General features: G+C 69.6%; 18 protein-coding genes. 15 read left to right on the top strand and 3 right to left on the bottom strand.

Annotated elements, in window-relative coordinates; all coding sequences use genetic code 11:
• Window positions 1-20: 20 nt before the first annotated feature.
• Genes ACFYZL_RS34315 through ACFYZL_RS34290 form a run of 6 tightly spaced genes read left to right on the top strand, consistent with a single transcriptional unit; the run spans window position 21 to window position 8,524 of the window.
• Window positions 21-1,262, top strand: coding sequence for a cupin domain-containing protein (locus ACFYZL_RS34315; protein ID WP_384744547.1), 1,242 nt, complete (start codon window positions 21-23; stop codon window positions 1,260-1,262).
• Entirely contained in the window at window positions 1,259-2,557 is a 1,299-nt protein-coding gene (locus ACFYZL_RS34310) for an MFS transporter (RefSeq protein WP_384744549.1), read from the top strand. The genes ACFYZL_RS34315 and ACFYZL_RS34310 overlap by 4 nt, the downstream gene beginning before the upstream one ends.
• Window positions 2,554-4,527, top strand: a complete 1,974-nt coding sequence (locus ACFYZL_RS34305) for a M13-type metalloendopeptidase (protein ID WP_384744550.1) — start codon at window positions 2,554-2,556, stop codon at window positions 4,525-4,527. The genes ACFYZL_RS34310 and ACFYZL_RS34305 overlap by 4 nt, the downstream gene beginning before the upstream one ends.
• A 17-nt stretch (window positions 4,528-4,544) precedes the next feature.
• Window positions 4,545-6,509: a S9 family peptidase gene (locus ACFYZL_RS34300; RefSeq protein ID WP_388684448.1), complete on the top strand. Its 1,965-nt coding sequence runs from the start codon at window positions 4,545-4,547 to the stop codon at window positions 6,507-6,509.
• A 59-nt stretch (window positions 6,510-6,568) separates the two neighbouring features.
• Window positions 6,569-7,921: a Zn-dependent hydrolase gene (locus ACFYZL_RS34295; protein WP_384744552.1), complete on the top strand. Its 1,353-nt coding sequence runs from the start codon at window positions 6,569-6,571 to the stop codon at window positions 7,919-7,921.
• 6 nt (window positions 7,922-7,927) lie between these two features.
• Complete coding sequence (locus tag ACFYZL_RS34290; RefSeq protein ID WP_384744553.1) at window positions 7,928-8,524, top strand: TIGR00730 family Rossman fold protein; 597 nt, start codon at window positions 7,928-7,930, stop codon at window positions 8,522-8,524.
• Window positions 8,525-8,550: 26 nt separating this feature from the next.
• On the opposite strand, the gene ACFYZL_RS34285 is transcribed toward ACFYZL_RS34290, so the two are convergent.
• Window positions 8,551-9,549 carry a helix-turn-helix transcriptional regulator gene (locus ACFYZL_RS34285; RefSeq protein ID WP_384744554.1) on the bottom strand — a complete coding sequence of 333 codons (999 nt, stop codon included), beginning with the start codon at window positions 9,547-9,549 and terminating at the stop codon, window positions 8,551-8,553.
• A gap of 230 nt (window positions 9,550-9,779) precedes the next feature.
• Here ACFYZL_RS34285 and ACFYZL_RS34280 point away from each other — a divergent pair, with 230 nt between their 5' ends.
• The 5 genes from ACFYZL_RS34280 to ACFYZL_RS34260 all read left to right on the top strand — a co-directional run bounded on the left by ACFYZL_RS34280 (window position 9,780) and on the right by ACFYZL_RS34260 (window position 13,400).
• Window positions 9,780-10,088, top strand: coding sequence for a hypothetical protein (locus ACFYZL_RS34280; RefSeq protein WP_384744555.1), 309 nt, complete (start codon window positions 9,780-9,782; stop codon window positions 10,086-10,088).
• Between the two features lie 178 nt (window positions 10,089-10,266).
• On the top strand, window positions 10,267-10,443 hold the full coding sequence (locus tag ACFYZL_RS34275; RefSeq protein WP_384744557.1) for a hypothetical protein: 177 nt from the start codon (window positions 10,267-10,269) through the stop codon (window positions 10,441-10,443).
• 46 nt (window positions 10,444-10,489) lie between these two features.
• Window positions 10,490-11,506 (top strand): ParB N-terminal domain-containing protein, encoded by a 1,017-nt coding sequence (locus tag ACFYZL_RS34270; RefSeq protein ID WP_384744559.1) that lies wholly within the window; start codon window positions 10,490-10,492, stop codon window positions 11,504-11,506.
• A 92-nt stretch (window positions 11,507-11,598) separates the two neighbouring features.
• The gene (locus ACFYZL_RS34265; RefSeq protein WP_384744561.1) at window positions 11,599-11,874 is read left to right on the top strand and encodes a hypothetical protein; all 276 of its coding nucleotides are present in this window, start codon (window positions 11,599-11,601) and stop codon (window positions 11,872-11,874) included.
• Window positions 11,875-12,209: 335 nt separating this feature from the next.
• A complete protein-coding gene (locus ACFYZL_RS34260; RefSeq protein WP_388684444.1) occupies window positions 12,210-13,400 on the top strand; it encodes a protein kinase in 1,191 nt (396 codons plus the stop codon).
• Window positions 13,401-13,416: 16 nt separating this feature from the next.
• On the opposite strand, the gene ACFYZL_RS34255 is transcribed toward ACFYZL_RS34260, so the two are convergent.
• Both ACFYZL_RS34255 and ACFYZL_RS34250 read right to left on the bottom strand, forming a co-directional pair.
• On the bottom strand, window positions 13,417-14,592 hold the full coding sequence (locus ACFYZL_RS34255) for an ATP-binding protein (protein ID WP_388684441.1): 1,176 nt from the start codon (window positions 14,590-14,592) through the stop codon (window positions 13,417-13,419).
• Between the two features lie 651 nt (window positions 14,593-15,243).
• Window positions 15,244-16,761 (bottom strand): restriction endonuclease, encoded by a 1,518-nt coding sequence (locus ACFYZL_RS34250; protein ID WP_388684438.1) that lies wholly within the window; start codon window positions 16,759-16,761, stop codon window positions 15,244-15,246.
• A 252-nt stretch (window positions 16,762-17,013) separates the two neighbouring features.
• Here ACFYZL_RS34250 and ACFYZL_RS34245 point away from each other — a divergent pair, with 252 nt between their 5' ends.
• From ACFYZL_RS34245 to ACFYZL_RS34230, 4 genes are all read left to right on the top strand, one after another.
• Complete coding sequence (locus ACFYZL_RS34245; RefSeq protein ID WP_388684435.1) at window positions 17,014-18,867, top strand: ATP-dependent endonuclease; 1,854 nt, start codon at window positions 17,014-17,016, stop codon at window positions 18,865-18,867.
• A gap of 528 nt (window positions 18,868-19,395) precedes the next feature.
• Complete coding sequence (locus tag ACFYZL_RS34240; RefSeq protein ID WP_388684501.1) at window positions 19,396-20,976, top strand: Mu transposase C-terminal domain-containing protein; 1,581 nt, start codon at window positions 19,396-19,398, stop codon at window positions 20,974-20,976.
• Between the two features lie 60 nt (window positions 20,977-21,036).
• Window positions 21,037-21,765 carry an AAA family ATPase gene (locus ACFYZL_RS34235; protein ID WP_388684433.1) on the top strand — a complete coding sequence of 243 codons (729 nt, stop codon included), beginning with the start codon at window positions 21,037-21,039 and terminating at the stop codon, window positions 21,763-21,765.
• A gap of 4 nt (window positions 21,766-21,769) precedes the next feature.
• Window positions 21,770-22,924, top strand: coding sequence for a hypothetical protein (locus tag ACFYZL_RS34230; RefSeq protein ID WP_388684431.1), 1,155 nt, complete (start codon window positions 21,770-21,772; stop codon window positions 22,922-22,924).
• The last annotated feature ends 1,334 nt before the right edge of the window (window positions 22,925-24,258 follow it).

Raw genomic sequence — 24,258 nt, 5'->3', positions numbered from 1 at the left:
ACGAGTGGAGGCAACAGAAGGTGGACACGTACTCCTTCGAGGATTTCGTCGGCGACCGGGACACGTTCCTCGCCGAGCACTTCAACAAGAAGCCGCTGCTGCGCAAGGGGGCACTGGCGGGTCGCCTCGACGGCCTCCCCTCGGTGCGGCAGCTCGACGACGTACTGGCCCTGGAGACGACCCCGCCCTCCTACCTCCGGGTGACCAAGGGCGGCAAAGGCGTGCCCAGCGGCGCCTACACCCGCACCGTGGCGCGCGGCGCCGCCCTCGCCGAGGCCGTGAACCCGGAGAAGGTCTACGAGCTGTTCCGCTCGGGCGGGACCGTCACCTGGAACTCCCTGCACCACGTGCTGCCCTCGGCCCGCCGGCTGCTGGAGCCCTTCACCGACACCTTCGCCTGCGAGGGCGAGGTCGTCCTCTTCGTCACCCCGGCCCGCAACGACGGTTTCTCCCCGCACCACGACTCCATCGACGTGTACGTGGTCCAGGTCGACGGCACCAAGACCTGGCGGGTGTGGGCGACTCCCGAGGTGCGCCGCGGTGACGAGGCCTCGTACACGGCCGAGGAGCTCGGGGAGCCGGTCATCGAGGTGACCCTGAACCCCGGCGACGTGCTGTACGTCCCGCACGGCACCCCGCACGCCGCCGCCGCACGCAGCGAACTGTCCCTGCACCTGTCGGTCGGCATCGAGCCCCGACGCTGGCGCGACCTGCTCCGGGACACCGTCGACTCCGTGGTCCGCGACCCGGAGTTCCACGAGTTCCCGTACCTGCCCGGCGAGGGAGCCCGGGGCGAGGAAGCCGTGGCGGGCCTGAGCCGGCACATCGAACTCCTCCGGGACCGGCTCGCACGCCTGGAGCCCGTCTCGGAGGCCAAGCGTCTGGCGCAGGAAGGCCGCGAGAAGGCGGGCGCCGGCCGCCCCCGCGAGTTCTCCCGGCTGCACGCCGCCGACGCGCTCACCACCGACTCACTCGTCCGGCGCAGCAGCGCCCCCGTCGAGATCGGAGAGAGCGACGGGGGGAAGACGGGCATCCGGGTGAACGGTCACCGCATCGCCGTGCCCGACGCCGTCGCCCGCTCGCTGCGCGACCTCGACGGCGGCCGCCAGGTCACCACCTCCGAGTTCTTCCCCGGCGTGGACGCAGCCCGCTCCCTCAGCGCGGCGCGCGGGCTCGCCCGCATCGGCGTCCTCGAATGCGCCGAGCACGCCGTGCTCCCCGTACAGCCGCCCACCGCCGACCACCACGACCAGGGGAAGTGAGCCACGAGATGGCCATCGACACCCGAATTCCGGCCACCACCGAGGCCCCGCCCCCCTCCCGCCGGGCCTGGCGCGAGGTGTACGTCCTCGCGGGGATGCGGGGCCTGTCCTTCGCCGGCGACATCGCCGCCGAGACGGCCATCGCCCTCCAACTGCAGTCCCACGGCGCCGGCTCCTACGCCGTCATGGCACTGCTGCTGGCCGCGACCGTCCCGCCCGTCCTGCTGTCCCCGCTGACCGGACGGTTCGCCGACCGCTTCGACAGCCGCAACCTCATCGTGGTCGTCGGCTCCCTGCAGGCCCTGATCTGCGTCGCCATGACCCTGTGGACCTCCCCGGTGGTCCTGATCACGCTCTCCGTGCTGCTCTCGTCCGGACTCGCCTTCACCCACCCGGTCTTCGGCGCCCTGCCGAGCGCCATCGTGGGCAAGGAGAACGTGCCCCGGGCCTCCTCGATCTCGCAGACCACCGCCATGGCGGGCATGGTCGCCGCCCCCGGCATCGCGGGCGTCCTCATCGGCCGCTTCGGGGTCTCCGTCCCGCTGCTGATCGACGCGCTCAGCTTCGCGGCCGTCGTCGCCGGCGGCCTGCTCATCAAGACCCGCCTGCACAAGGGCCGCGGCGCCGCCGCCCCCGCCGCCGGGGCGGACGAGCCCGTGAAGGCCCCGTACAAGGTGACCTCCGACCGTTTCCTGACGGCCGTCCTGATCCTCAGCGGCGCGGTGATGGCCGCCGCGAGCATCATCAACGTCCTGATCGTCTTCTACGTACGGGAGTCCTTCGGGGCCTCCGAGGAGACGTTCGGCCTGATCATGTCCGCCTGGATGCTCGGCCTGATCCCCGGTGGCATGCTGGTGCGCCGGGCCAAGAACCTGCGCTACGAGACCGTCCTGATAGGGACCTTCGTCTGCATCGCGGTCGCCATCCTCGGCACGGGCCTGGCGCCCGGCGTCTGGTGGATCGTGCCCTTCTACGTCCTGGGCGGCATCGGCAACGGCGCCCAGGCCACCGTCACGCACATCCTGCTCAACGTCCGGGTCCCCGACACCCACCGCGGCCGTGCCTTCGCGGCCCTGGGCGCCGTCTCCAACACCGGCCCCGCCATCGGCTACGTGGTCGGCGGAGCGGCGATGAGCCTCGCAGCCCCGCGCTACGGATTCCTCGCCGCCGGAGTGTTCTGCTTCTTGGCGCTGCTCCTCTTCAGCGGCCGGGTCCTGAAGTCCGCCGACGCCGACCGCACGGCCGAAGCCGACCGCAACGCCGACGCCGACCGCAAGGCCGAGGCACTGCGATGACGCTGGTCTCGGACCCGGCCGCGGGCGCCCCCGCCCTCCCGGACGACGTGGAACTCGACCTCTCCGTACGCCCCCAGGACGACTTCTACCGGTTCGTGAACGGACACTGGACGGAGCGCTGCGTCCTGCCCGCCCACCGGGCCGAGGCCACCACCCTCACCCTGCTCGCGGACCGCGCCGAGGCCGACGCCGAAGCGGTGATCCTGCGCGCCGCCGAAGGCGCCCGGGACGCCGCGGCCGATCCGGCCGGCCGCCGGATCGCCGCCCTGCACGCCTCCTTCATGGACGAGGACCGCATCGAGGAGCTCGGCGCCGCCGGAGCCTTCGCCGCGGACCTCGAAGCGGTCCGGGCCGCCGCCACCGGCGAGGAACTCGCCGCGGTCCTGGGCCGGCTCCAGGCCCAGGGCGTGGGCGGCGCCACCGACTTCACCGTCGCCGTGGACACCGCCGACGCCGACGCCTACGTCCTGGTCCTGTCCCAGGCCGGACTGGGCCTGCCCGCCACCGCCTACCGCGACGACGAGGACGGCGCCGCGCTGCGCGGCCGCTACCTCGGCCACATCGCGGTGATGTGGGCCCACGCGGGCCTTCCCGACCCAGCCGGGTCCGCCGCCCGCGTCCTCGCTCTGGAGACCGGACTCGCCGCCCGCCACGCCGTCTCCCGGCCCGGTGCACCCCTGCGGCCGAGCTCCTGCACCGCTGCCGAACTGGCGGACCGCACCGGAGGCTTCCCCTGGGCGGCGTGGCTGGCCGCGCTGGGCACCGTCCCCGCGACCGCCACCGTACGGGTGCGCGGGCCCGAGTGGCCCGACGCCCTCGACGCCTGGTGGTCCGGACACACCCTGGACGAGCTCAAGCAGTGGGTCTGCTGGCGCTACGTCCACGAGATGGTGCCGTTCGGGCCGCGCCAGGTCTTCGCCGACAACTTCGCCTTCTACGGGCAGCTCCTCAACGGGTTCACCCAGCCCCGGCCCCGCCGCATCCGGGCCGTCTCCTTCGTGGAGACCTTCGCCGGCGACGCGGTCGGCGAGCGGTACGTCGCCGAGTACCTGGCCCCCGGCGCGGTGGACGCCGCCCGCGAGCTGGTCGACGCGCTGACCGCGGCCTTCCGGCGCCGTCTGGAGCGGGCCGACTGGATGTCCCCGGCCACCCGGGCCGCGGCCCTGGACAAGCTCGACGCGATGGTCTTCGAGATCGGCGGCCCCGCCCCGCGAGCCGAGGGCGCCGAGGAGCCGCAGCCCTTCGACCCCGCCGACCTCCTCGGCAACGTCAAGCGCGGCCGGGCCCGCCGCATCGCCGGGGAACTCGCCCGCCTGGGCTGCCCGGTGGACCGCACCGAGTGGAAGATCCACCCCCATCAGGTGACCGCGTACTACCGGCACGGACTCAACCAGGTCGTCGTCCCCGCCGGACTGCTCCAGCCGCCGGTCTTCGACCCGGCGGGCGACCCCGCCCGCAACTTCGCGCTGCTGGGCGCGGTCATCGGCCACGAGATGTCGCACGCCTTCGACAGCCGGGGCTCGCGCTACGACGGCCACGGCCGACTGCTCGACTGGTGGGCCCCCGAGGACCGGGCCGAGTTCACCCGACGCACCGCCCTGCTGGTCGCCCAGTACGACGGCTACGAGCCGGCCGAACTGCCCGGCCGCCGCGTCAGCGGAGCCCGCACGGTCGGCGAGAACATGGCCGACATCGCCGGGGCCACCGTCGCCCTCGACGCCTTCGCCGCGCACGAGGGGCCGCTCGACGAGGCCCGCACCCGGTCGTTCTTCCTGCACTGGGCCACCCTGTGGCGCGCCCGCACCGTCCCCGCCCGGCTGGCCGAGCGCCTCGCCTCGGACCGCCACCCGCCCGCCGAGTTCCGCTGCAACGGCGTACTCGGCCACCTCGACGCCTTCTACCAGGCCTTCGACGTGCGGCCCGGCGACGGACTGTTCCTCGACCCCGCTTCCCGCTTCTTCCTCCTGTAACCCTGTGAGGCCACGCCATGCTTCCTGCTGACATCGAGCTGCTGCCCGTCCTGGGGCGGCCCGCCCTCTCGCCCGACGGGCGCCACGTCGTCTTCGAGGTCACCCGCCCGGTCGTGGCCGAGGACGACTACACCACCGAGCTGCTCATCGCCGACACCACCGGGGCGAGCGCACCGCGCCGCCTCACCCAGGGCCCCTACGACGGCTGCGCGGCCTTCTCACCCGACGGACGCTTCCTCGCCTTCCAGCGCCCCGGCGCCCACGGCCGGCCGCAGATCCACCTGCTGCCGCTGGACGGCCCGGGCGAGGCCTACCCCGTCACCGACCACCCGATGGGCGCCGGAGCCCCCGTCTGGAGCCCCGACGGCACCCGGATCGCGTACACCAGCCGGATCCCCGAGCCGGGCCGCTACCAGGGCCCCGCCGAGGCCGAGCGGCCGCGCCGGATCACCACCCTGCTCTACCAGATGGACGGGTTCGGCTACACCGTCGACCGCCCCCGCCACGTCTTCGTCACGGACCCCTTCGACCCGAACGCCCCCGCGGTCCAGGTCACCGAGGGCCCCGCCGACCACATGGACCTGGCCTGGAGCCCCGCCGGGGACCTGCTGGCCTTCGTGTGCGCCCGCCACGAGGAGGCCGGCGACGACTCGCGCAACGACATCTGGGCCGCGGCCCCCGACGGCACCGGCCTGCGGCCCCTGACCCACGGCGGGATGTACCTGTTCACCCCCCGCTTCAGCGCCGATGGCAGCGCCGTGGTGTTCGTCGGATCCGAGCTCGACAAGTTCAACCACTCCTGCGCCACCGCCACGTACGGCCTGTGGACCGTCCCGGTGACCGCCCCCGGCGTGCGGGCGCCCGCCGCCGACGGCTCCTCGGCCCCGCGCCGCCTCACCGACGGCTCCCACCACCTCAGCTTCGCCAGCCAGATGATCTGGCCCACCGCCGACGGCGTGTACTTCGCCGGGGACCGGCGCGGCGAGGTCAACCTCGTCCTCGTCCCCTACGACGGCGGCGCCCCCACCCCGGTCATCACCGGCCCCCGGCAGGTCGGCGGCTTCGCCGTGACCGCCACCCCGGACGGCCCGGTCATCGCCGCGGTCGTGGCCGCCGCCGACAGCGCGGGCGACCTGCTCGTCCTGCGCTCCGGCACGGAACGGGTCCTCACCTCCTACGGAGCCGAGCTGCGCGAGCGCGGATCCCTGCTGCCGATGCGGGAGTTCACCGCCACCGCCCCCGACGGGTACCCGCTCCAGGGCTGGGTGGTCCGCCCCGAGGGCCCAGGCCCCCACCCGGTCGTCTTCCAGGTGAAGGGAGGCCCCTTCACCCAGTGGGGCTACACCCTCAACGGCCCGGCCGCCTTCGACGAGGCGCAGGTCTACGCGAGCGCCGGCTACGCCGTCGTCCTCGGCAACCCCCGCGGCTGCTCCGGCTACGGCGCCGAGCACGGCGCCCACGTACGCGACGACCTGCCCGGCAAGTCCGCCGTCGACCTGTTGGCCCTCCTGGACGCCGCCCTCGCCCAGCCCGAACTCGACGCCACCCGCGTCGGCGTGATGGGCGGCTCCTTCGGCGGGTACATGGCCGCCTGGTTCAACGCCCACCACGGTGACCGCTTCAAGGCGATGATCGGCGAGCGGGGCCTCTACGCCATCGACAGCTACGCCGCCACCAGCGACGACGGAGTCGACCTGGTCGTCGCCCTGTACGGGTCGGACCGCGCGGACTGGGCCCGGCAGAGCCCCCTCACCCACGTGGACTCCATGGCCACGCCGATGCTGATCATCCAGTCCGAGGAAGACCGGCACTGCCCGCAGGAGCAGGCCCAGCGCCTGTTCACCGAGCTGCGCGTGCGCGGAGTCCCCGCCGAGATGCTGCTCTTCCCCGGCGAGGGGCACGACATGTCCCGTTCCGGACTGCCCAGCCACCGGCTCGCCCGCTTCGAAGCGGTCCTCGAGTGGTGGGGGAGGCACCTGTGAGCGGCGTCGTCGACCTGGCGGGACTCCAAGATCTGCGAATGGACCGGAAGGAAGCCGTCATGACCAGCAGTCTCGTCCAGCGCGTCGGCAGCCTCTCAGTGGACATCGACGGTGACCGGCTGCTGCGGCGCATCGCCCGCCTCGGCCGGATCGGCCTCGACCCCGAGACCGGCGGGATCACCCGAGAGGGCTTCAGCGCCGCCGACTGCGAGGCCCGCGCGTACCTGATGGACGAGGCGCGCGACGCCGGCCTGCTGCCCACCGTGGACGCCGCCGGGAACATCATCATCCGGCCGCGGCACAGCGCGTACGGCGACGGCCGCCAAGCCCTGATGATGGGCTCGCACCTGGACACCGTGGTCAACGCCGGGCGTCTCGACGGGGCGTACGGGGTCCTGGCCGCCCTGGAGGTGGTGCAGGTCTTCGAGGAGGGCGGCATCGACTCTCCCTACGAGCCGGTGGCCGTGGCCTTCGCCAACGAGGAAGGGGCCCTGTTCCCGCAGCCCTTCTGGGGCTCCATGGCGATGGCCGGCCGGCTGGCCGGACTGCCCCGCGAGCCCCGCGACCATCAAGGCCGGCGGCTGCGCGACGCCCTGCGCCGGGCCGGCGGGGACCTCGACGCCCTCGGCAGCGCGGGCCGGCCGCACGGCTCCGTCGCCGCCTACCTCGAACTCCACGTCGAGCAGGGCCCTGTCCTGGAGCGCAGCGGCAGCCGCATCGGGGTGGTCGACGCGATCACCGGCCGCACCGTACTGACCCTGGAGGTCCGCGGGGCCGCCGGCCACTCCGGCACCAGCCCGATGAAGGGCCGCCGCGACGCGATGGCCGCCGCCGCCCGCGTCGTGCTGGCCGCCGAGCACATCGCCGGCGAGCGCGGGCTGTGCCGGGTGGCGACCGTGGGCCGGATCGACCCCCACCCCAACACCCCGAACACCATCGCCGGTTCGGTACGGATGACCGTGGACCTGCGCGACACCGACGTGTGGCGCGCCGCCACCGCCGAGGAGACCCTGCGCCGGATGCTCCGCGCCATCGCCGCGAGCACCGGCACCGAGATCGAGGTGGTCGCCGAGACCCGCTCCGACCCCGTCTCCACCAGCGAGGTGCTGCGGGCCGCGATCGAGCGCAGCGCCGACGAACTGGGCCTGCCCCACGAGGTGCTGCCGAGCGGAGCCGGGCACGACGCCCAGATGGTCGCGGACATCGCACCCATCGGAATGATCTTCGTACCGAGCCTGGGCGGCATCAGCCACGTGCCCGAGGAGGACACCGCGCCGGCCGACCTGGTCGCCGGGGCCCGCGTGCTCCTGCGCACGGCACTGCGCACCATCGGGATCTGCCCCGGCGCCCGCCCGGGTACGCCGCACACGGACAGTGCCCCGCCCGTCGACCGACACACCACCGGAAGTTGAGGAGCCATGAAGACGCTGGTCGAGAAGAGTGAGCGCATCGCGGTGTTCTGCGGTGCCAGGCCCGGGGTCCGCCAGGATCACGTCGAGTTCGCGCACGACTTCGGCCGGGCGCTCGCCGGCCGGGGCCTGGACCTGGTCTACGGCGCCGGCGGTGTCGGGGTCATGGGCGCGGTCGCCGACGGGGTGCTGAGGGGAGGCGGCGCGGTGACCGGAATCGTCCCGCGCAGCCTGCACGAGCGCGAACGCGCCGACCGGGCCCGCGGCGCCATCTTCGTGGTCCGCTCCATGCACGAGCGCAAGGCCCTGATGTACCGGCTCTCCAGCGGGTTCGCCGTGCTGCCCGGTGGCATCGGCACCCTCGACGAGCTGATGGAGGTGGCCACCTGGAACCAGCTCTCCCTGATGCAGAAGCCCATCGTGGTCGTCAACCACGCGGGCTTCTACGACCCGATGCTCGCGATGCTCGACCACCTGGTGGCCGAGGGCTTCCTCACTGCGGCCGAACGGCGGCTCATCCGCAGCGCCGACACCGCCGAGGAGGCGCTCGACCTGCTCGGCGCGCCGGCCCACACCCCACTGCACCCGGTCCTGGCCTCGGCGTGAACGGGCGGTCCGTTTCCCGGCGGGTGCTAGTCGAGGCGGGCCGGAAGGTATCCGCGCTGCACCGCGTGCACCCCCGCCTGGAAGCGGCTCCCGGCGCCGAGGAAGGTCATCAGCCCGGAGGCGATGCGCCGGGCGGTGCGCGACGAGACCCCGAGACGGTGCGCGATGGTCTCGTCCGTGCAGCCCAGTGCGAGCAGCCGCAGCGCTTCCGCCTGCTGGCGGGTGAGCGCGCCCGGATCGGCAGCGGGCCGGCTCTCCAGCGGCTCGGCGGACTGCCACACGGTCTCGAAGAGGGTGTGCAGGGTGGTGACCATCCCCTGGGAGGTCACCTCGACGGCCCCGGCTCCGGTGTTGCCGGTGTCGGCCGCGATGATGGCCGAGGCACGGTCGTAGATGATCATCCGGTTGGGCAGCGAGGGCACCGTCCGCACCTGGCAGCCCTGTTCGGTCAGCCAGCGCGCGTACTGCATGGTGTCCGGGCAGCCGCGGATGCTGTCCAGGTACACCGTGCGCATCTGTACGCCCCGCTGCAACAGCTGCTGGTTCAGCGGTCTGGAGGCTGCCATGTTGGCGGCCGTCTGCGGGCCGCCCGGTGCGAAGGTCAGCAGTTCCCCGGAGACCTGGCTCAGCAGGGTCGACAGATGGTCGCGGATGGACTCGATCCCGTCGAGGTAGCGCACTCCGGGGTCCGCCGGTGCACTCGCGCGCCCGCCGTCGTATTCCAGGATGAGCTGCGTGGCCGCCGCTCGGCTCGCCTCCAACTGCTGCTGCCGAGTGGCCAGATCGGCCTGCTGGCGGGCGAGCAGGAGCTCCATCCCGACATGTGGGCTGACCGCGTGCAGTTGGGTGGCGTCCTCGGTGGAGACCCGGACCAGAGCCATCTCACTGAGCCGGTCGAGCGCGGAGCGCACGGATTCCTCGGACAGTCCGAGCCGCAGGCACAGCTCCGGGACATCTCGGAGGTCGGCCAGGATTCCCCGGTAGACGGATTCGGCGACTGCGTCGAGACCGAGGGGATCAAGCATTGATGGCGACTCCGGTTCCGTCAGAGTCCGGGGCCCCGAAGGACTCCCACCTGTGGGACGAGGCCGATTGGCCGAGTGATTGAGCCGACGGTACGGGGCACCCCGCCCTCCGGCAAGACGGCTTCCGGAATCTGGCACATTCCTCCTCCGAGGGCCGCGGATTTCGGAAAACAATTTCCACTGCGGGCGGTGGCGCGACATCGCAGCCGCACATACGAGTCAGGGCCCCCATGTATCTGGTACACGTCCACCTGAGGCCACCACGCTCCGGTGCCCGCCTGCCGGACCCGACGGCCGCGGCGATCGCCCGCTGCGCCACGGGGCGGGACGGCTTCGTGCATGTCAGCGTCCACCCGGATCCCGAGGCGTCACCCGTCGTGGGCCTCTACCTGAGCGCCCCCTCGCTGGACGAGGCCGAAGCCGCCGCCCGGAGGTTGTGGCGGCACGTCGGATCGCAGCTGACCACGCTCGGCGAATGGGAAGTGGAACGCGCCGAGGTGCCCCTGCTGCCCGGTCTCGACCCGTGGAGCACACGCTGAGTCTCTCGGCAGGGACATGACAGTTTCTTTACCCGGATCCCACTCGTCCTTGAGTGGAACTGGACTGAGTAGGCCAAGGCCGGATTGCCCGCACCAACCCCCCTTTCCCCGCTGCTCGCACCCCCAGCAGACTCCTGTCTGTCAGCGAAACACCGGCCGGCAGAAAAGGCGGAAAACAATGAATTTCGAGAACTCCCGTCGTATCGTCCGGGGCGCCCTGGTCACGGGGATCATCGCCGCCTCCACGGCATTCGGGGCACTTGCCGCGCACGCCGACTCCGCCGCCCCCGCCGCCGCCTCCACCGCCCAGAACACCTCGGTCAACACCGGCCAGGACGACCTCGGCTGGCAGTGACACCACCCCCTCACCGCACCCACCACCACGAGGGGGAAAGCAGGCCATGGACGCAGAAAGCGCCGACCACCTGATCCGATTCCGCGACCGGGGATTCCTCGACCAGCCCGTGGAAAGCGTCGCCACCGACCGGATCACCATCGGGTACACCCCGCGCAGCGACGGTGAGGACACCGAATACACCAAGCTCCTCGCGGAAACCGCCGACGAACTCCCGCCCATCCTGGTCCACCGCCCCACCCTGCACGTCATCGACGGCGCCCACCGGCTGCGTGCCGCAGTCCTCCGCGGCGACACCCACATCGCGGTGCGCTTCTTCGACGGAGACCACACCGAAGCGCAACTGCTGGCCGTTGCGGCCAACGTCACCCACGGACGGCCCCTCTCCACCGCCGACCGCACCGCGGCCGCGGGCCGCGTCTTCGCCTCCCACCCGCACTGGTCCGACCGCGCGGTCGCCGCCGTCACAGGCCTCTCCGCCCGCAGGATCTCCCAGCTCCGCAAGGACACCCCGGCGGCCCGAACCGGCCACCGTGTCGGCCGCGACGGCCGCACCCGCCCCGTGGACCCCGCCCGCGGGCGCGCCCTCGCCGGCGAACTCCTGCGCGCCAACCCCGGTGCCTCACTGCGCCGCATCGCGGCCGAGGCCGGAGTGTCCCCCGCGACCGTGGCAGACGTACGCGACCGGATCCGCCGCGGTGAGGACCCCGTACCCACCCGCCGCCCCGAGATCGCGGCCCCCGCGGACGCGCGTCCCCCCATCTCCCTGGAATCCCGCCGCAAGCCCGCCCGTACCCCCGAACCACCACCGGCCCCCGCCCAACTCCTGCGCATCTTCGAATCCTTGCGCCGCGACCCCTCCCTGCGCCTGAGCGAATCCGGACGCAACGTCCTGCGCATGCTCGGCGCCTGCGCCCTGGTCGTCCAGAACCGCGAGACGATCACCGCGACCCTGCCCACGCACTGCAAGGAACCGATGGCCCAGCTCGCCGAGGGCTACGCGGGCCTGTGGCGACTCCTCGCCGACGAACTGGCCTGCGCCGCGACCGCAGAGGCCTCCTAGACCCTGCCGCCGCGCCGGACCAAGAAGGGTGCCCTGGCATCACGAGCCCCCGTACTGGGCTGAACCGCCCCCGAAACCGAGGAAGAAGCGCCATGACCGTCATGAGCACCGCACACGTCCATCAGATCCAGGCCCTGCTCGCCCACGACATCTCCGGCGTCGTCGACGGGGTGGTCACCACCTCCCGCGAGGCCTCCGGAGCCGTCGCCTTCCACCTGGTCGTCGGCCCCCCGGACCGCCCCCGGGAATGCGACCGCATCGAGTTCACCCTCGACCCCGAACACGCCCGTGCCCTCTTCTCCGACCCCGCCGACCGCCCCGCCCTCGTACCCTGCCGCGTCGGAGTCGCCTTCAACTCGATGGCATGAGACCGTCCCCCCCCGCACGCGTGTGCCGTGCCCGTCGCAGACGAGAGGGTCCGTGCGGTCGAGGTAGCCGATGAGGTTCCAGGTGCACCCCAGCTGTAACGGTCGCCGGGAGGACCGCTTGTGGCTCAATGTCCCGGGGCCGGTGTACGGCGCCGAGACGGACAACCGCGCCCCGCGGCAGGGCACGCGGCCCACCGGCTCCCCGGCGTGCACCTACCGCAACGACGTCCGCATTCCTATCCTGTTCCTGTCCGAACTCCGGGCAGGGACACCAAGGGGCATGTGGCGCGTGTCCGAACGGGGGAGCGATGGCATGGGGGGCGCATCCGGGGACGGTGATCGGGGGGCGTTACCGGCTGACCCGACCGCTGGGGGCCGGCGGTTTCGGTGAGGTCTGGGAGGCCCACGACCCGGTGCTGGATGTGGACGTGGCGATGAAGATGGTGCGCCTCGGCTCGGTCCCCGACGAGGCACGCGCGGAGCTCCTTGCCCGGGCGGCCCGGGAGTCCCGCAATGCGGCGCGCTTACGGGACCACCCGCACATCATCACCGTCCATGACGTGGTCGAGGTCGACGACGCTCCGTGGATCGTCATGCAGCTGGTGGACGGCGGGTCGCTCGCGGACGAGCTGAGGGCGAACGGCCCGCTGACGCTGCGGCGTACCCTCGACGTCGCCGAGGCACTTCTGAGTGCGCTGGGTGCGGCCCACGACGCGGGGATCATGCACCGGGACGTCAAGCCGGCCAACGTGATGCTCGGCGAGAACGGCGACGTCCTGCTCACGGACTTCGGCATCGCCGTAGCCCACACCGATCCCCGGCTCACCCGCACCACCATGGTCATCGGGTCGCCCGCCTACATGGCACCCGAGCGCTGGCAGGGCGCGCCGAACGACGGCAGGTCCGACCTTTTCTCGCTGGGCGTGACGCTGTACGAGGCCGTGGAAGGCGAGCCCCCGTTCCCCTCGGACAACCTCACCGCCGCTCTGACACAGACCCCCCGCCCCCCGCGACGCGCCGGTCCGCTCACGTCACTGCTCATCGGCCTGCTGGCGAGGGAACCGGCCGATCGCCCCACCGTCCCCCAGGCGCTGGCCATGCTCGGCCGCGCAAGAAGCACCGGCGCACGCTCCACGGAGGGCAGGCGGTCGGGGACACCGACCACCCTGAGCGCGACCGACGAGCGGCGACAGGGAGCCCTGGACCCTTCCGTCCGCAGGCTCGCGGCCGAGCACGGTGTGGACGTGCACTCCCTCAAGGGCACGGGCGCCGACGGCCGTGTCCGGGTGCAGGACGTCATCGCCGCCGTCAAGGCGAGACACGGCGCCTACGCGACCCCCGCAGCCCGGGAGTTCGCCGCCCAGCAGGGCATCGACCTGGCCGGAGTCGCCGGAAGCGGCAAGCACGGACTCATCTGCATCCAGGACGTCAAGCATCCCTCTGCCGGAAAGACGGGTGCCGGAGGGGTGGCGGTCGCCGTGGTGTGCGTGGTGCTCCTCCTCTTCCTCCTGGAGCGGCTCGGCTGAGGGACTTCCGCCAGGGTCAGGTGGCGGTGTCGAGGATGTGGTGGATGATGGCCGTGGCTTCGCTGGGGTGGTGGTCGAGCCAGTCGGTGAGGTGTTCTCGGACGGTTTCTTGGACGTAGGCGTTTGCTTCCGGGTTGGCGAGCTTGGTCCTGGTGGAGCCTTCGTAGACGGGGTGGGCGATCTTCACGGAGACGACCGCGGTCAGGCCGGTGTGGACGGCCGTGGTGGTGATGTCCTCGTCGCTTGCCGACAGGTGGCCCTGCCGTCGCGCGTAACGGTTGACGATGTCCGTGAGTGCGGTACGGAAGCCCAGTTCGTGGGCGCCGCCCTCGTGACTGCGGGTGCTGTTCGCGAAGGAGTGGAACGCTCCCGTGGACCAGGTGTTCCACTGCATGGCGACCTGTACGCAGATCGTCGCGTCCCGATTCTCCGACTCGAAGGCGATGGCGGGGGAGTGGACGAGACTCGGGGGATAGGGGTTGAGGTGAGCGACGTAGGCCCGCAGGCCGTCTGTGTGCCGGTGGCGGACCGGCCGCTCCGGTCGCTCGTCGGTGAGTGAGATGGTCAGGCCCGGATTGAGGAAGGCCAGTTCCTGAAGGCGTTCCGACAGCGTCGCGAACGAGTGGTGGGTGGTCTCGAAGATGGAGGCGTCGGGCAGGAACGCGATCGCGGTGCCGTGCTCGCCCGTCTCCTCGTTCCTCGTCAGGGCGGTGACGGGGTCGCCCTCCTCGTACTCCTGGGTCCAGCGGTGGCCGTCCCGGTGGACCTCGACCATGAGACGGCTCGACAGCGCGTTGACCACGTACAGGCCCACGCCGCCGAGGCCACCGGAAACCCTGTAGCCGGTGTGGGGCTTGGAGTCGAAGAAAAACTCCGTCAGTCGGCGTTCGACGGCCGACTTCCCGCCGGGTCCTTGCACATCAACGGGCAGGCCACGCCCGTTGTCCGCGACGCGCACGCCACCGTCCGCGGTGAGCGTGACATCGATGACGTCGGCGTGGCCGGCCAGATGCTCGTCGACGGCGCACGAGACGACCTCGTACACCATCTGGTGCAAACCGCGCTCGCCGGTCGAGCCGATGTACATGCCGGGGCGCTTGCGTATCGCCTCGTGGCCCTCGAGTACCTGGATGTGGCTGCCGCTGTACTCGTGCACGTTCGCGGGCTGACTGGGGTTGCCTGTCTCGGTCATGAAGCACCCTCCCTGGACCGTCCTGAGCATGTTCGTGAGCAGGCGTAACCGAAGCAGACAAAGCCGGCTCCACGCCCTCACGGATACCGTTCCATCCTAGGTACCTGGAGATGAACGCGCAGGTCAGACCATGTGTGGCGGGGTCCCAGATGGTCGCGTACACGGCTTTGCCGAGGCCACCGATCTGGAGAACCGCCGCAGGCAGCGACGCAACGCGAAGCCCCCGCCGAAGACGTAGGAGAGCCCTTCCCGGCCGACCCTGAGATGCCTTTCCCACACATCAGTGCAAGGAGTCGGATTGGGTCGGGTGGGGTGCAGTTCCCGACGTACCTTCGGCCGTTCAGCGCCGACCTTGTTCTGTCACCGTGGGTGGGACGCGAGTGCTATTCGGCGGTGGTTCTTCAGTGCTTTGGCGTTTCGTTTTCAGTGGATGCTGCGTTGTGTGACCTGCAGGTTTGCTGTGGGGGTGTGGCGTTACTGAAGGTCTGATGCCGATTTGCTACTGAAGAGCGACGCCGAAGTGGGGGTGAGCTCGGCGCCGAGTCTGTAGGCAGCCGGTGTGAGTGTGCTGCCTGGTGGGGGGCGGTTGTGGGGCCTCGGGTGGCCCATCAGTGGCTGGTGTTGGGGGCTGTTGTCTTGCTGGGTGCGGGGTTAGGTGAGGTCTCGTGTTTCCCAGCCGGGTGGGAGTTTGGGGAGACCGATGAGGGCGTCGATGCCGAGGTGTTCGAGGAGGAGCGCTTTGAGGTGTCGGCCGTCGATGAGTTCCATGCGGCCGGTGCGGTGGGCGAAGTCGTGGCTGGCTTTGCCGAACCAGGCGGTGGTGACGACGATGCCCTTGGCTGCTGCTTTGTCGTGCATGACGCCAGCGAGGGCGCGGACAGCTTCGGCGGGGACAGCGTTTTTGGTGCGTTTGGCCTGGATGATGCAGAGTCCGCCGATGAGGGGTTCTTCGTTGAGGGCAACGGCGTCGATTCCGTCGTCACGTGAGGCCTGGGTGACCCAGGACTTGAGCCCGATCGCTTCGAACAGTCGGCGGATGAGGTGTTCGAACTCAATCGGGTCGAGTGCGACGAGGTCGGGGCGGCTGTCGAGGCCGGCGATCACGTCCTGCTCGGGTGCCAGCTTGTATTTGGTGAGGTCGAAGGTGACCACTGGGCGGATGGGCTCGAGGTCGTACGGGTGCTGGGAGACGATCGCGTTGAGGTAGCGCAGGCTCTGGACGGGATCGAGTTCTGGTTCGTCGAGGACGAGCTCTTCGAAGGTCTCCCTGCTTGCACGCAGGCTGATCAGGCAAGGGCGGACGGCTTTTCCGGTGGCGCGGTCCTTGGCGTTGACGTGTCCGTTGAATGCCACGACATCGACGAGCGCGGGTGGCGTCACGGCGAGGGTCTCGTCAATGGCGCGTAGAGCGAGTCTGGCTACGAGGTCCCTGTATATGGCCTTGGTATCGGCTTCCTTCCGCGGCTGTGGCACAATCGCCGGCGGGGTCGATGCTTTGTAGCGATACTGCGTGACCGCTGGTACTACCGCCTGACCGGGAAGCTCGACCTCCAGCACCAGCTCTCGTGATTCCGGCGCGAACGCGGTGCGCCACACGCCGCGAAGCCCTGGCGGGTAGACGATCTGGGCGAGCGCGGCTTCGACATGGTCGGTCATAGAGTCCGGGCCGCCGCTGACCAGGGCCTCCTCCACCGGTAGGCGGTGAGCCTGCAGTCCCGTAGTCCTGGTGGTGAGCACGGATTCCACGCGCTGGACCTGCTGTTCGACCTCGGCTGTCCTCGCCGCAGCCTCGCGGCGTAGATCCTCGTTCACCTGCTGCCTCGCGCGCCGATCCGCCTCGGACTTCTCACGAGCCGCGGCCTTCTTCTTCTGCTCGGCAGCCTTCACCCGGGCTGCCTCACGCTTCTCCAGATCCCGGACGATCTGATCAGCCTTGCGCGCCTCCTCGGCACGAGCCCGCTCGTTCTGCTTCTTGGCCCGCATCCAGGTCTGCGCCTGCTCCCGCTCCCGCTGCGCCTCTTGCTTGGCACGCTGCGACGCTTCCCGTTCCGCCGCACGAGCCTGCCGGACCCGCTCAGCCTCTGCCTGCCTGGCAGCTGCTGCCTTGGCCTTCTGCGCATCGCGGTACGCCTGCATCAGCTGCGCCGCTAACGACTTTTTCGGTGCCATCAGCCCCCCCTCGTGATGCTGGAAGAGCTGCCCTGCTCGCCGATCCGGCAATCAGGTGAGCCGGACCGGTCCTCAGACTGCCTCGACGAGACGAAGCCCAGAGGTATGGGAACTGACTGAAAGCACCTCAGGTGCCGCGCTGGAGCACCCTAGTATTGGCTGTCTGCATGGCTGCCTTGTGGCGCAGCTTGCATGAACTCATAAGGCACAACCGTCTGGTGGGGTCCGGGCGGGGATACGGAGCAGCTCTTCGTGCACCTCAACAGCTTCTCCGTCTGCGGATTTCGTTCACTGTCCTGCGTTGAGGACATCCCTGTCAGTTCACCGACGATCCTTGCGGGTCACAACGACGGTGGTAAGAGCGGTGTGCTGGCGGCGCTCGGTTTCCTTCTGGGTACTTACCGCTTGGTTGACGAAGACCGTACGTACGAGGTCGGGACTGGTTCGGAGTCGGGCCGGTGTGCGGAGACCTGGGTGGAGGGAACCTTCACTCTAAACATGACCGAGCGAAGTGAGGGCGACCTGCCGGCAGCGATCCGCATCCGGCGCCGAGCCCGGGCAGGCGAAGCTCCGTCCTTGGAGTACCTGGGCATGCAGCCGGAGGATCCGCGTCTGCGTGATCTCAGCCGGTCGCTCCGGTCGACACTCGCAGCTCTGGTCGAAGAGTTCGGCCTCGTAGCCAGAGGCAATCTGAAGGACGACCTCCTCGCCGCTGTGGCAGCGCATGCGGCGACATTGCCGCAGTCTGAAATGTGGCATCCGCTCCCCAAGAAGCTGGAAGATCGGTTGCCTAGGCTGCTGGCATTCGGAGGCAAGGACGAGAGTCCCGACGACGCCGTCCGGACGGCGCTGAACAGCTGCTACGAGCTGCACTTGCAGGATGAGACTGTCCAGGGCCGGGTGAAGGAGATCGAAGCAGAGATCAGTCAGCGGTTGGAGAAGGAGGCTGACTCCCTGTGCCGGCACATTCGCGAACACTGTGTCGAGTTCGTCGGCGTTGAGGTCAAGCCGGAGGTGTCCTTCAGGGGCGGATTCAAGGGAGCCCCCTTGCACGTCTCGCGTGCCGACGGAGAGCTAGTGGACCTGGCGCGCTCCGGACAGGGCAGCACACGCCGTATCGCTCTCGCAGTGTGGGAGTGGACGAGCAATCTGCTGGAGAAGAACGAACTGGCCGCAGCCTCGGAACAAGACGTCGAAGAACCCACCCAGACGATCGTCGTCTATGACGAGCCTGACACGCACCTCGACTACCGCCATCAGCGGACCGTGATGGACATCATTCGCAAGCAGTGCGCGCAGCCGCATGTCAGCGTGCTCGTCGCGACACATTCCATGAACCTCATCGACGGCGTCGACATCGCCGATGTTGTCCACCTCAGGCTCGGTGACGGTGGCCGCACTGTCGTCGAACGTCTCGCCGCCGACTCACACGAAGGCATCGACTTCCACCTCGGCCAGATCGCCTCCGCCCTCGGTCTGCGAAACTCAGTGCTGCTGCACGAACGCTGCTTCCTGGCAGTGGAGGGGGACACCGAGCGTCAGAGCATCCCCCTGCTCTTCCGCTTGTCGCAGGGCCTGTCCCTTCAGGCCGCCGGTGTCGCCCTCTGGGCATGCGAGAACAATGAGGGAGCCCTGCACCTGGCCAGTTACCTGGTCAAACACAAGCGGACCGTGATGCTGATGGTCGATGCCGACAGTCGGGACAACAAGCTCTTCAAACCCGACCGGATCCGCCGAGCTGGCCTTGATCTGCGCACTCAGGTCTCCTACGTGGGCGAGGCGGCCGGTTACAACGAGTTGGAAGAGCTGTTCAGCGACGAGCAGTGGGCTGCCGCTGCCAACGCGCGCTGGCCCCGTGCCGCTGCGCTGAACTGGAAGGCGTCAGACTTCGCTGCGCACCGAGGGGGAAAGTTCAGCTCAGGCATTCTCGGGATGATTAAGGAAAACGCTGAGGAGACGAGCCCCAATGGTAAGCCGGACATGGTCTTCGGGCTGGCCACAAACTTGAGGGCCGCCCATGAGGTACCCGAACAGCTGCGACAGTTCTTTGCTGAGGTTCAAGCGCTGGCTACTGGCTCGCCGGTCGGCGACTCTGCCGTCGTTTGATCATGCGTTCCTTGCGTTGAGCGAGGGTGGGTGCCGCCCAGGCATGCCACCCCACCCCTTCCACCCATTGCCGGGCATGGACAGAGGCTTCAATGCCGCACCATCTGCATCCGCTGGGCGCAGGAGAAAAGTCGTTTCGAGCAGGATCTGACTGGGACACTAGACCTCCTTCCACACCCTTATCCTCCCTCCTGGCACTGACAATCGCCTGGTTGAGCCCAGGCGCGGTTACGCGTTGATCGTTCTCCTCACCGCTTCGCAGGCGCGGGTATCTCGCCTCAGTTGTGTGCGTAGACGCGTTGCTCGGGCTGGGTCTTGAGAGCGCTGTCTTTATGTTGTCGCGAGACCTGATACCCCGTTTGGGTGTTTCGCGTGGTGTGTCTGTGTGGTCTTCCGGTTCCTGGACAGTGTCCCCTGGTAGCGGGCGTGTAGCGGGGGTGGGGCTGGGTGGAGGAGGACGGTCCTGGATCTGGTTCAGCGGGTTCGGATGTGTCGGCCGGGTTGGGGCGTGAGGGCGCGGTCTCGCGTCTGCTGGATTTGGACGCGCGTGATGAGTTGACGAGCGCGCACGTCCGCTTGGTGGCGACGGCTCTACAGGTGTCAGAGCGGACGGTGTGGAGCTGGCTGTCTGCGGGGCGCCGTGAGGGACGGACGGGTCCGAGGCCGCGGTCGAGGTTTGTGGTGACGCGGGAGATACGACAGCTGTTGGCGTTGTGGGGTGGGAATGTCTCCGCGGTGCACCGTGAGCTGGTGGCTCGCGCTGTGGGGGATCCGTCGTTGGGCCCGGTGCCGTCGTTGTCGGTGCTTCACCGGGCGGTGGTGCGGGATTTGTCTGCGGGGGAGCGGGCGGGTCTGAAGGGCGGTGAGGCTGCCCGGCGCCGGTATGACGTGTACAGCAAGCGTCCGCCCACGCATCGGAACGCGTGCTGGGAGGGGGATCACAAGCGGATCCCGGTACGCGTGGACCTGGAGGGTTTTGCAGTGTGCCCGTGGGTGACGTGGTTCATCGATGTGGCGACGAAAGTGATTGTGGGGGTGGCGGTGACTCCGCATCAGCCGGCGAGGGACGCGGTCCTGGCCGCGCTGCGCACGGGGATCAGCCGGGCTGAGCCGTACGGGCCGTTCGGTGGTCTGCCCGGGGTGGTGCGGGTGGACCGGGGCAAGGAGTTCTTGTGTCGGACGGTGGAGCGTGCTCTGGGGGGTTTCGCGGTCCCGGTCCATGATCTGCCGGCGTACAAGCCGTACCTCAAGGGCACTGTCGAGGCGCTGAACGATGCGGTGGAGGAGATGTTCCTGGTTTCTCTGCCTGGCTATACCCGCAGGGCCCGGCCGGTCGGTGCTCATTGTCCGGACCGTGTGGAAGACCTCTTGTCGTATCCGGAGTTCGTCGAGGCCTTGCTGAGGTGGGTGCGGGGGTGGAACACCGGTCACCGTCCTGAGGGTCTCGCGGACGGGCTGACGCCGTTGGCGGCGTGGGAGGCGGATCCGACGCCGATCGAGGACATCGCAGAGGAGAGGCTGGCGTTCTTCGCGCTGGAGGACGATGGCCGGGTCCGGAAGATCACCACGAACGGGATTTCATGGCGGCGCCGTGCCTATATCGCGCCGTGGATGGCGGGGAACGTCGGAATGCGGGTCCGGCTGCGGTATCTGCCGCACTACGACGGGCAGATCGAGGTGTTCTCCACCGAGGGGTGGGGCCGGCACCTGGGCAGCGCCCATCTGGCGGAGGCGGCGACGCTGGAGCAGCGCCGTGCGCTGAATTCGGTCAGGGAGAAGAAGGCCCGGCAGTTGAAGGCGGACCTGAAGGCGGCGGAGAAGCTGCGCAAGGCCCGCTACACCGCCACGACCACGGCTGCTGCGCCTCGTCTTCGGCGCACGGTCACCTCCGGTCAGGCCGAGGCGGAGATCGCCCGGTCCGGGGCGGTGGACCTGGCCGCGCGGGCGCTGCCGGACCTCATCCCGCCCCGCGAGCCGCCGCCGGGCTGGGCCCGGCCTCGCAAGCGCGGTGCCGCGCCCACAGGCCAGGCAGTACCGCAGGCTTCCGGGCTTTCCACATCCGCCGCAGACGATCCAGTGGCTGGGGTGCGACCGGCTGTCGAGGAGTGATGCCAGATGCCCACGTCATCAAGGCGGGGACGGCTGCCGGGAGAGCGTGAGGATCACTTCATGCGCCTTCCCGGTGCCCAGATTGTCTCCACCCGCGCTCTGCTGGCAGCGAGGGAGAACATCCGGGCGGCGATCGAGGCGAAGGCGATGATCTGTGTTTACGGGCAGGCCGGCAACGGCAAGTCCTTCGCGGTCAACGCCTGTCTGCGTGAGCTCGCGCCGACGCTGACGCGCCGGATCCAGTTCCGCGCCCGCCCTTCCACCCGGGACCTGCGTCATGAGCTCTTTCACGCTCTTGGTTTGCAGGGCCGTCCGCCGTCGCATGCGATCGAGTTCGACCGGATGCTGCGCGGGGCGTTGGAGGAGCCGCGGGTGCTGGTGTGTGACGAGGCGCAGTGGCTGTCCAAGCTCTGTTTCGAGTACCTGCGCTACCTCTGGGATGACACCGACTCCGATCTCACGATCGTCTTCACCGGGGGCAACGGCTGTTTCGAGATGCTGCAGAGCGAGCCGATGCTGGAGTCCCGTGTGTATGCGTGGCAGGAGATCGGCCGTATGCCGATGGATGAGGTCCTGGACGTCGTTCCCGCTTTCCACCCGGTATGGGAGGAGGCGGACCCCGCCCTGATCGCGGTATGCGACCAGGAGGCCGCGCACGGGAACTTCCGCGCCTGGGCGAAGATCACCCACCACCTGACCATGGGCTTGAAAGAGTCCGGGCGCAAGGCCGTGGACGAGGAACTGCTGCGCTGGGCCTACAGTAAGCTCAGCACCCGCCAGGCGGCATGAGACCGTGCTGACCTGCCCGAACCTGCCGCCGGTCACACTGGTGATGGACCCGCGTGACGACGCGGCCCACACCCGGGCGGCGCTGGCCGCGCACAGTCTGCCCAAGGGACGCGCCACGATCCACCCGACACCGGGCACCGACTCCACGCTCATCCTGGCCTTGGACGTCCTGGCTGCCCTCGGCAAACCCGTCCCGCTCACCGGCTACTGGCGTTCGGACCTCTTCCCGGCCTGGACTTTGTGCGCCGCCTGGATTCTCGCCCTCCCTGTTACTGACCTGACGGTTCTGCGTGCCCATCTCCTCCACGCCCGCGGCCTGGCTGATCTCTTGGCCCTGCGGGCCTGTACCGGGGTGCGGCTCACCCTGGTGTGTCACCACCGCAGACCGCCCGCGGTCTTGGAGCGAGCGCTGGCACGTACGGAGCACCAGCTCGTCGACGCGGAGGCGGTGCTGTCTGAGCAAGGGGAGTCGGCCGACGATGAGGGAAGCGCGTCCGGGGCACTGCGCGGGCGCTGGATCAGCTTGCCGGCCCTGACCACGTTGTTGTCTTGGGAGGACAGCCCCGGGTGTGCGTGTACGGCCCCACCGACAGGAGAGTGCGGGTTCGCACCTCCCGCTTTGCCGGACCTCACCACGAAGGAGGTTGCCCGCCGCCTTCACACGGGGACCGCGCACCCACATCTCGCGGCACAGCTTGCCACGGCCTGTTTCACCGCAGCCTCGATGAGCCAGCTGGACACCGCGCGTGTCCGCGACGCCGCGCTCGACGGCGGCACGATCACGCTCCATGACGCCCACAACGTCCGTCAGGGCTGTATGACCCACACGGTGCCGCCATGGGCACGCCCGCTACTCCAGGCCGCCGTGTTTGCTCATCTCCTTGCCACCGATACCAGTAGCGGCAAGCTCTTCACCGACCCGTTCGACGCAAGGAGACTGCCTCGCCTGACCGATTTCGCAGAGCAGCTGAAACTTCGCCCACCCCAGCCGCCACGCCCCAAGCGGCGCAAGAACACGTGCCGAAAGCTGTCACCACCGACCGTGTGGCCACTGAGCAACGCCCACCACTACCTGCCCTGGTTCATGCCCGAAGACATGAAGGGCTGTCCTCAGCCGCCCGGCCACAAACCGAAACGAGCGCCGTACGGCATGCTGTGATTACGCGAAACACTGCTACTCGGCGGCTCTTTTTCAGGGGTTTGGTGTATTGGCTGTAGTTGGGCGTCGACCCCTGTGACCTGCAGCTTTGTTGGCGAGAGGGCTGGGTGACTGAAGCCTTGGTCACGATTCTGAGCTGAAGGTTGGCGCCGAAGCGCAAGTGAACCCCGCGCCGAGTAGCACTATGGGATCCCTTCAGGTCCAGTTTCTATCCAGATCTCATTCTGAAGCACGCCCGAGCGGTGGTTCTTTCGGTGGGGTTGCCTGGGTTGATGTCCGGGGGTGGGGGTACGGCCGGGGGAGTTGATGGAGGGAGATTGATGGGGCCGGCATTACTTACTCTCGGGGCTGCTGTGCTCGGGGGTCTGGTCACGCTCATGTCGGTGCTGTTGACGCAGCGGGGGGCGGAGCGGCTTCGGAGGGAAGACCTGGAGCGCTTGGATCGCCATCGGTTGGAGGACCGAAAACACACTTGGGACACCCAGGTCCTTGAGGGGCGGCGAGCGTCTTACGCAAGGATCAACGCTGCTGCTCGCAGTGCCAGGGATGCGCTGGTGGCGTGCAGCGTCGAGTTTCTGGATTCGGGGTCTGTCGCGCCGGAGACGGGTGCTGTGCTGGACAGTGTTTGGGCGGCTTATGTTGCGCAGCATGCTGAAGCGCAGATGAGTGTGTCCGATGAGGTACTCGTCGCGTTGGGAGCGGTCAACGGCTCCCTCCGAAAGATGCATGGCCTTGTGCAGGGACTGCGTAGAGGTACTGCCGATCGGGAGTCCGCTCTGCAAGAGCTCGATGTACGCAGAAGCGAGTTGTGGGATCGGTTGACTGTGGCCAGGGACGAGATGCGGAAGGATCTCGGTATCGCCCCCGGTACCTGGCAGCCTGGCACGCCACAGGAAAGCTTGTAGTCGCCGCGCCTGCTGCCGGAGCTGAAGCCGGAGGATCCCAGGGCGGGGGAGCGGAGCGGACCCGCCCAACAGGCCGAAGGTCTGGACCCCGGGGTCATCTTGAGAGCACGCGGTGGGACGGGCCGGGATTCGAACCGGCGTCTTGCAGGGGGGCGCGTCGACCTCTGCGCTACCTGCCCCCACCGCGGCGCGCACAGCCTTCTGTTGCCAGCCGCCCGCGGAGCGGGCTGGTCCTGGAGGCGAAGCCGGAAGGACGGTGGGGAGCGGAGCGAAGCCACCCAACGGGCCGTAGGCCCCGACCCCGTGAAACGGGGTCACCCAGGCCTGCAGAGCAGGCTGTTCGGGGTGGAGCGAAGCGGAACCCCGAACCAGTCCGGAGCGAAGCGCAGGACTCCGGCCCGAAGGGCCGGCCCTAGGACCGCGAAGCGG

This window comes from Streptomyces sp. NPDC001717 (assembly GCF_042892775.1).
Lineage (GTDB): Bacteria > Actinomycetota > Actinomycetes > Streptomycetales > Streptomycetaceae > Streptomyces.
Note: the sequence above shows the minus strand (reverse complement) of the source record. Positions and strands in the feature narration are given on the sequence as shown.

Bases quoted from the DNA above. Each gene is read 5' to 3' on its own strand.
- ACFYZL_RS34265 (WP_384744561.1), top strand. From the start codon at position 11,599: ATGACCGTCATGAGCACCGCACACGTCCATCAGATCCAGGCCCTGCTC.
- ACFYZL_RS34305 (WP_384744550.1), top strand. From the start codon at position 2,554: ATGACGCTGGTCTCGGACCCGGCCGCGGGCGCCCCCGCCCTCCCGGAC.
- ACFYZL_RS34295 (WP_384744552.1), top strand. From the start codon at position 6,569: ATGACCAGCAGTCTCGTCCAGCGCGTCGGCAGCCTCTCAGTGGACATC.
- ACFYZL_RS34300 (WP_388684448.1), top strand. From the start codon at position 4,545: ATGCTTCCTGCTGACATCGAGCTGCTGCCCGTCCTGGGGCGGCCCGCC.
- ACFYZL_RS34275 (WP_384744557.1), top strand. From the start codon at position 10,267: ATGAATTTCGAGAACTCCCGTCGTATCGTCCGGGGCGCCCTGGTCACG.
- ACFYZL_RS34290 (WP_384744553.1), top strand. From the start codon at position 7,928: ATGAAGACGCTGGTCGAGAAGAGTGAGCGCATCGCGGTGTTCTGCGGT.
- ACFYZL_RS34250 (WP_388684438.1), bottom strand. From the start codon at position 16,761: ATGGCACCGAAAAAGTCGTTAGCGGCGCAGCTGATGCAGGCGTACCGC.
- ACFYZL_RS34235 (WP_388684433.1), top strand. From the start codon at position 21,037: ATGCGCCTTCCCGGTGCCCAGATTGTCTCCACCCGCGCTCTGCTGGCA.
- ACFYZL_RS34270 (WP_384744559.1), top strand. From the start codon at position 10,490: ATGGACGCAGAAAGCGCCGACCACCTGATCCGATTCCGCGACCGGGGA.
- ACFYZL_RS34255 (WP_388684441.1), bottom strand. From the start codon at position 14,592: ATGACCGAGACAGGCAACCCCAGTCAGCCCGCGAACGTGCACGAGTAC.
- ACFYZL_RS34280 (WP_384744555.1), top strand. From the start codon at position 9,780: ATGTATCTGGTACACGTCCACCTGAGGCCACCACGCTCCGGTGCCCGC.
- ACFYZL_RS34285 (WP_384744554.1), bottom strand. From the start codon at position 9,549: ATGCTTGATCCCCTCGGTCTCGACGCAGTCGCCGAATCCGTCTACCGG.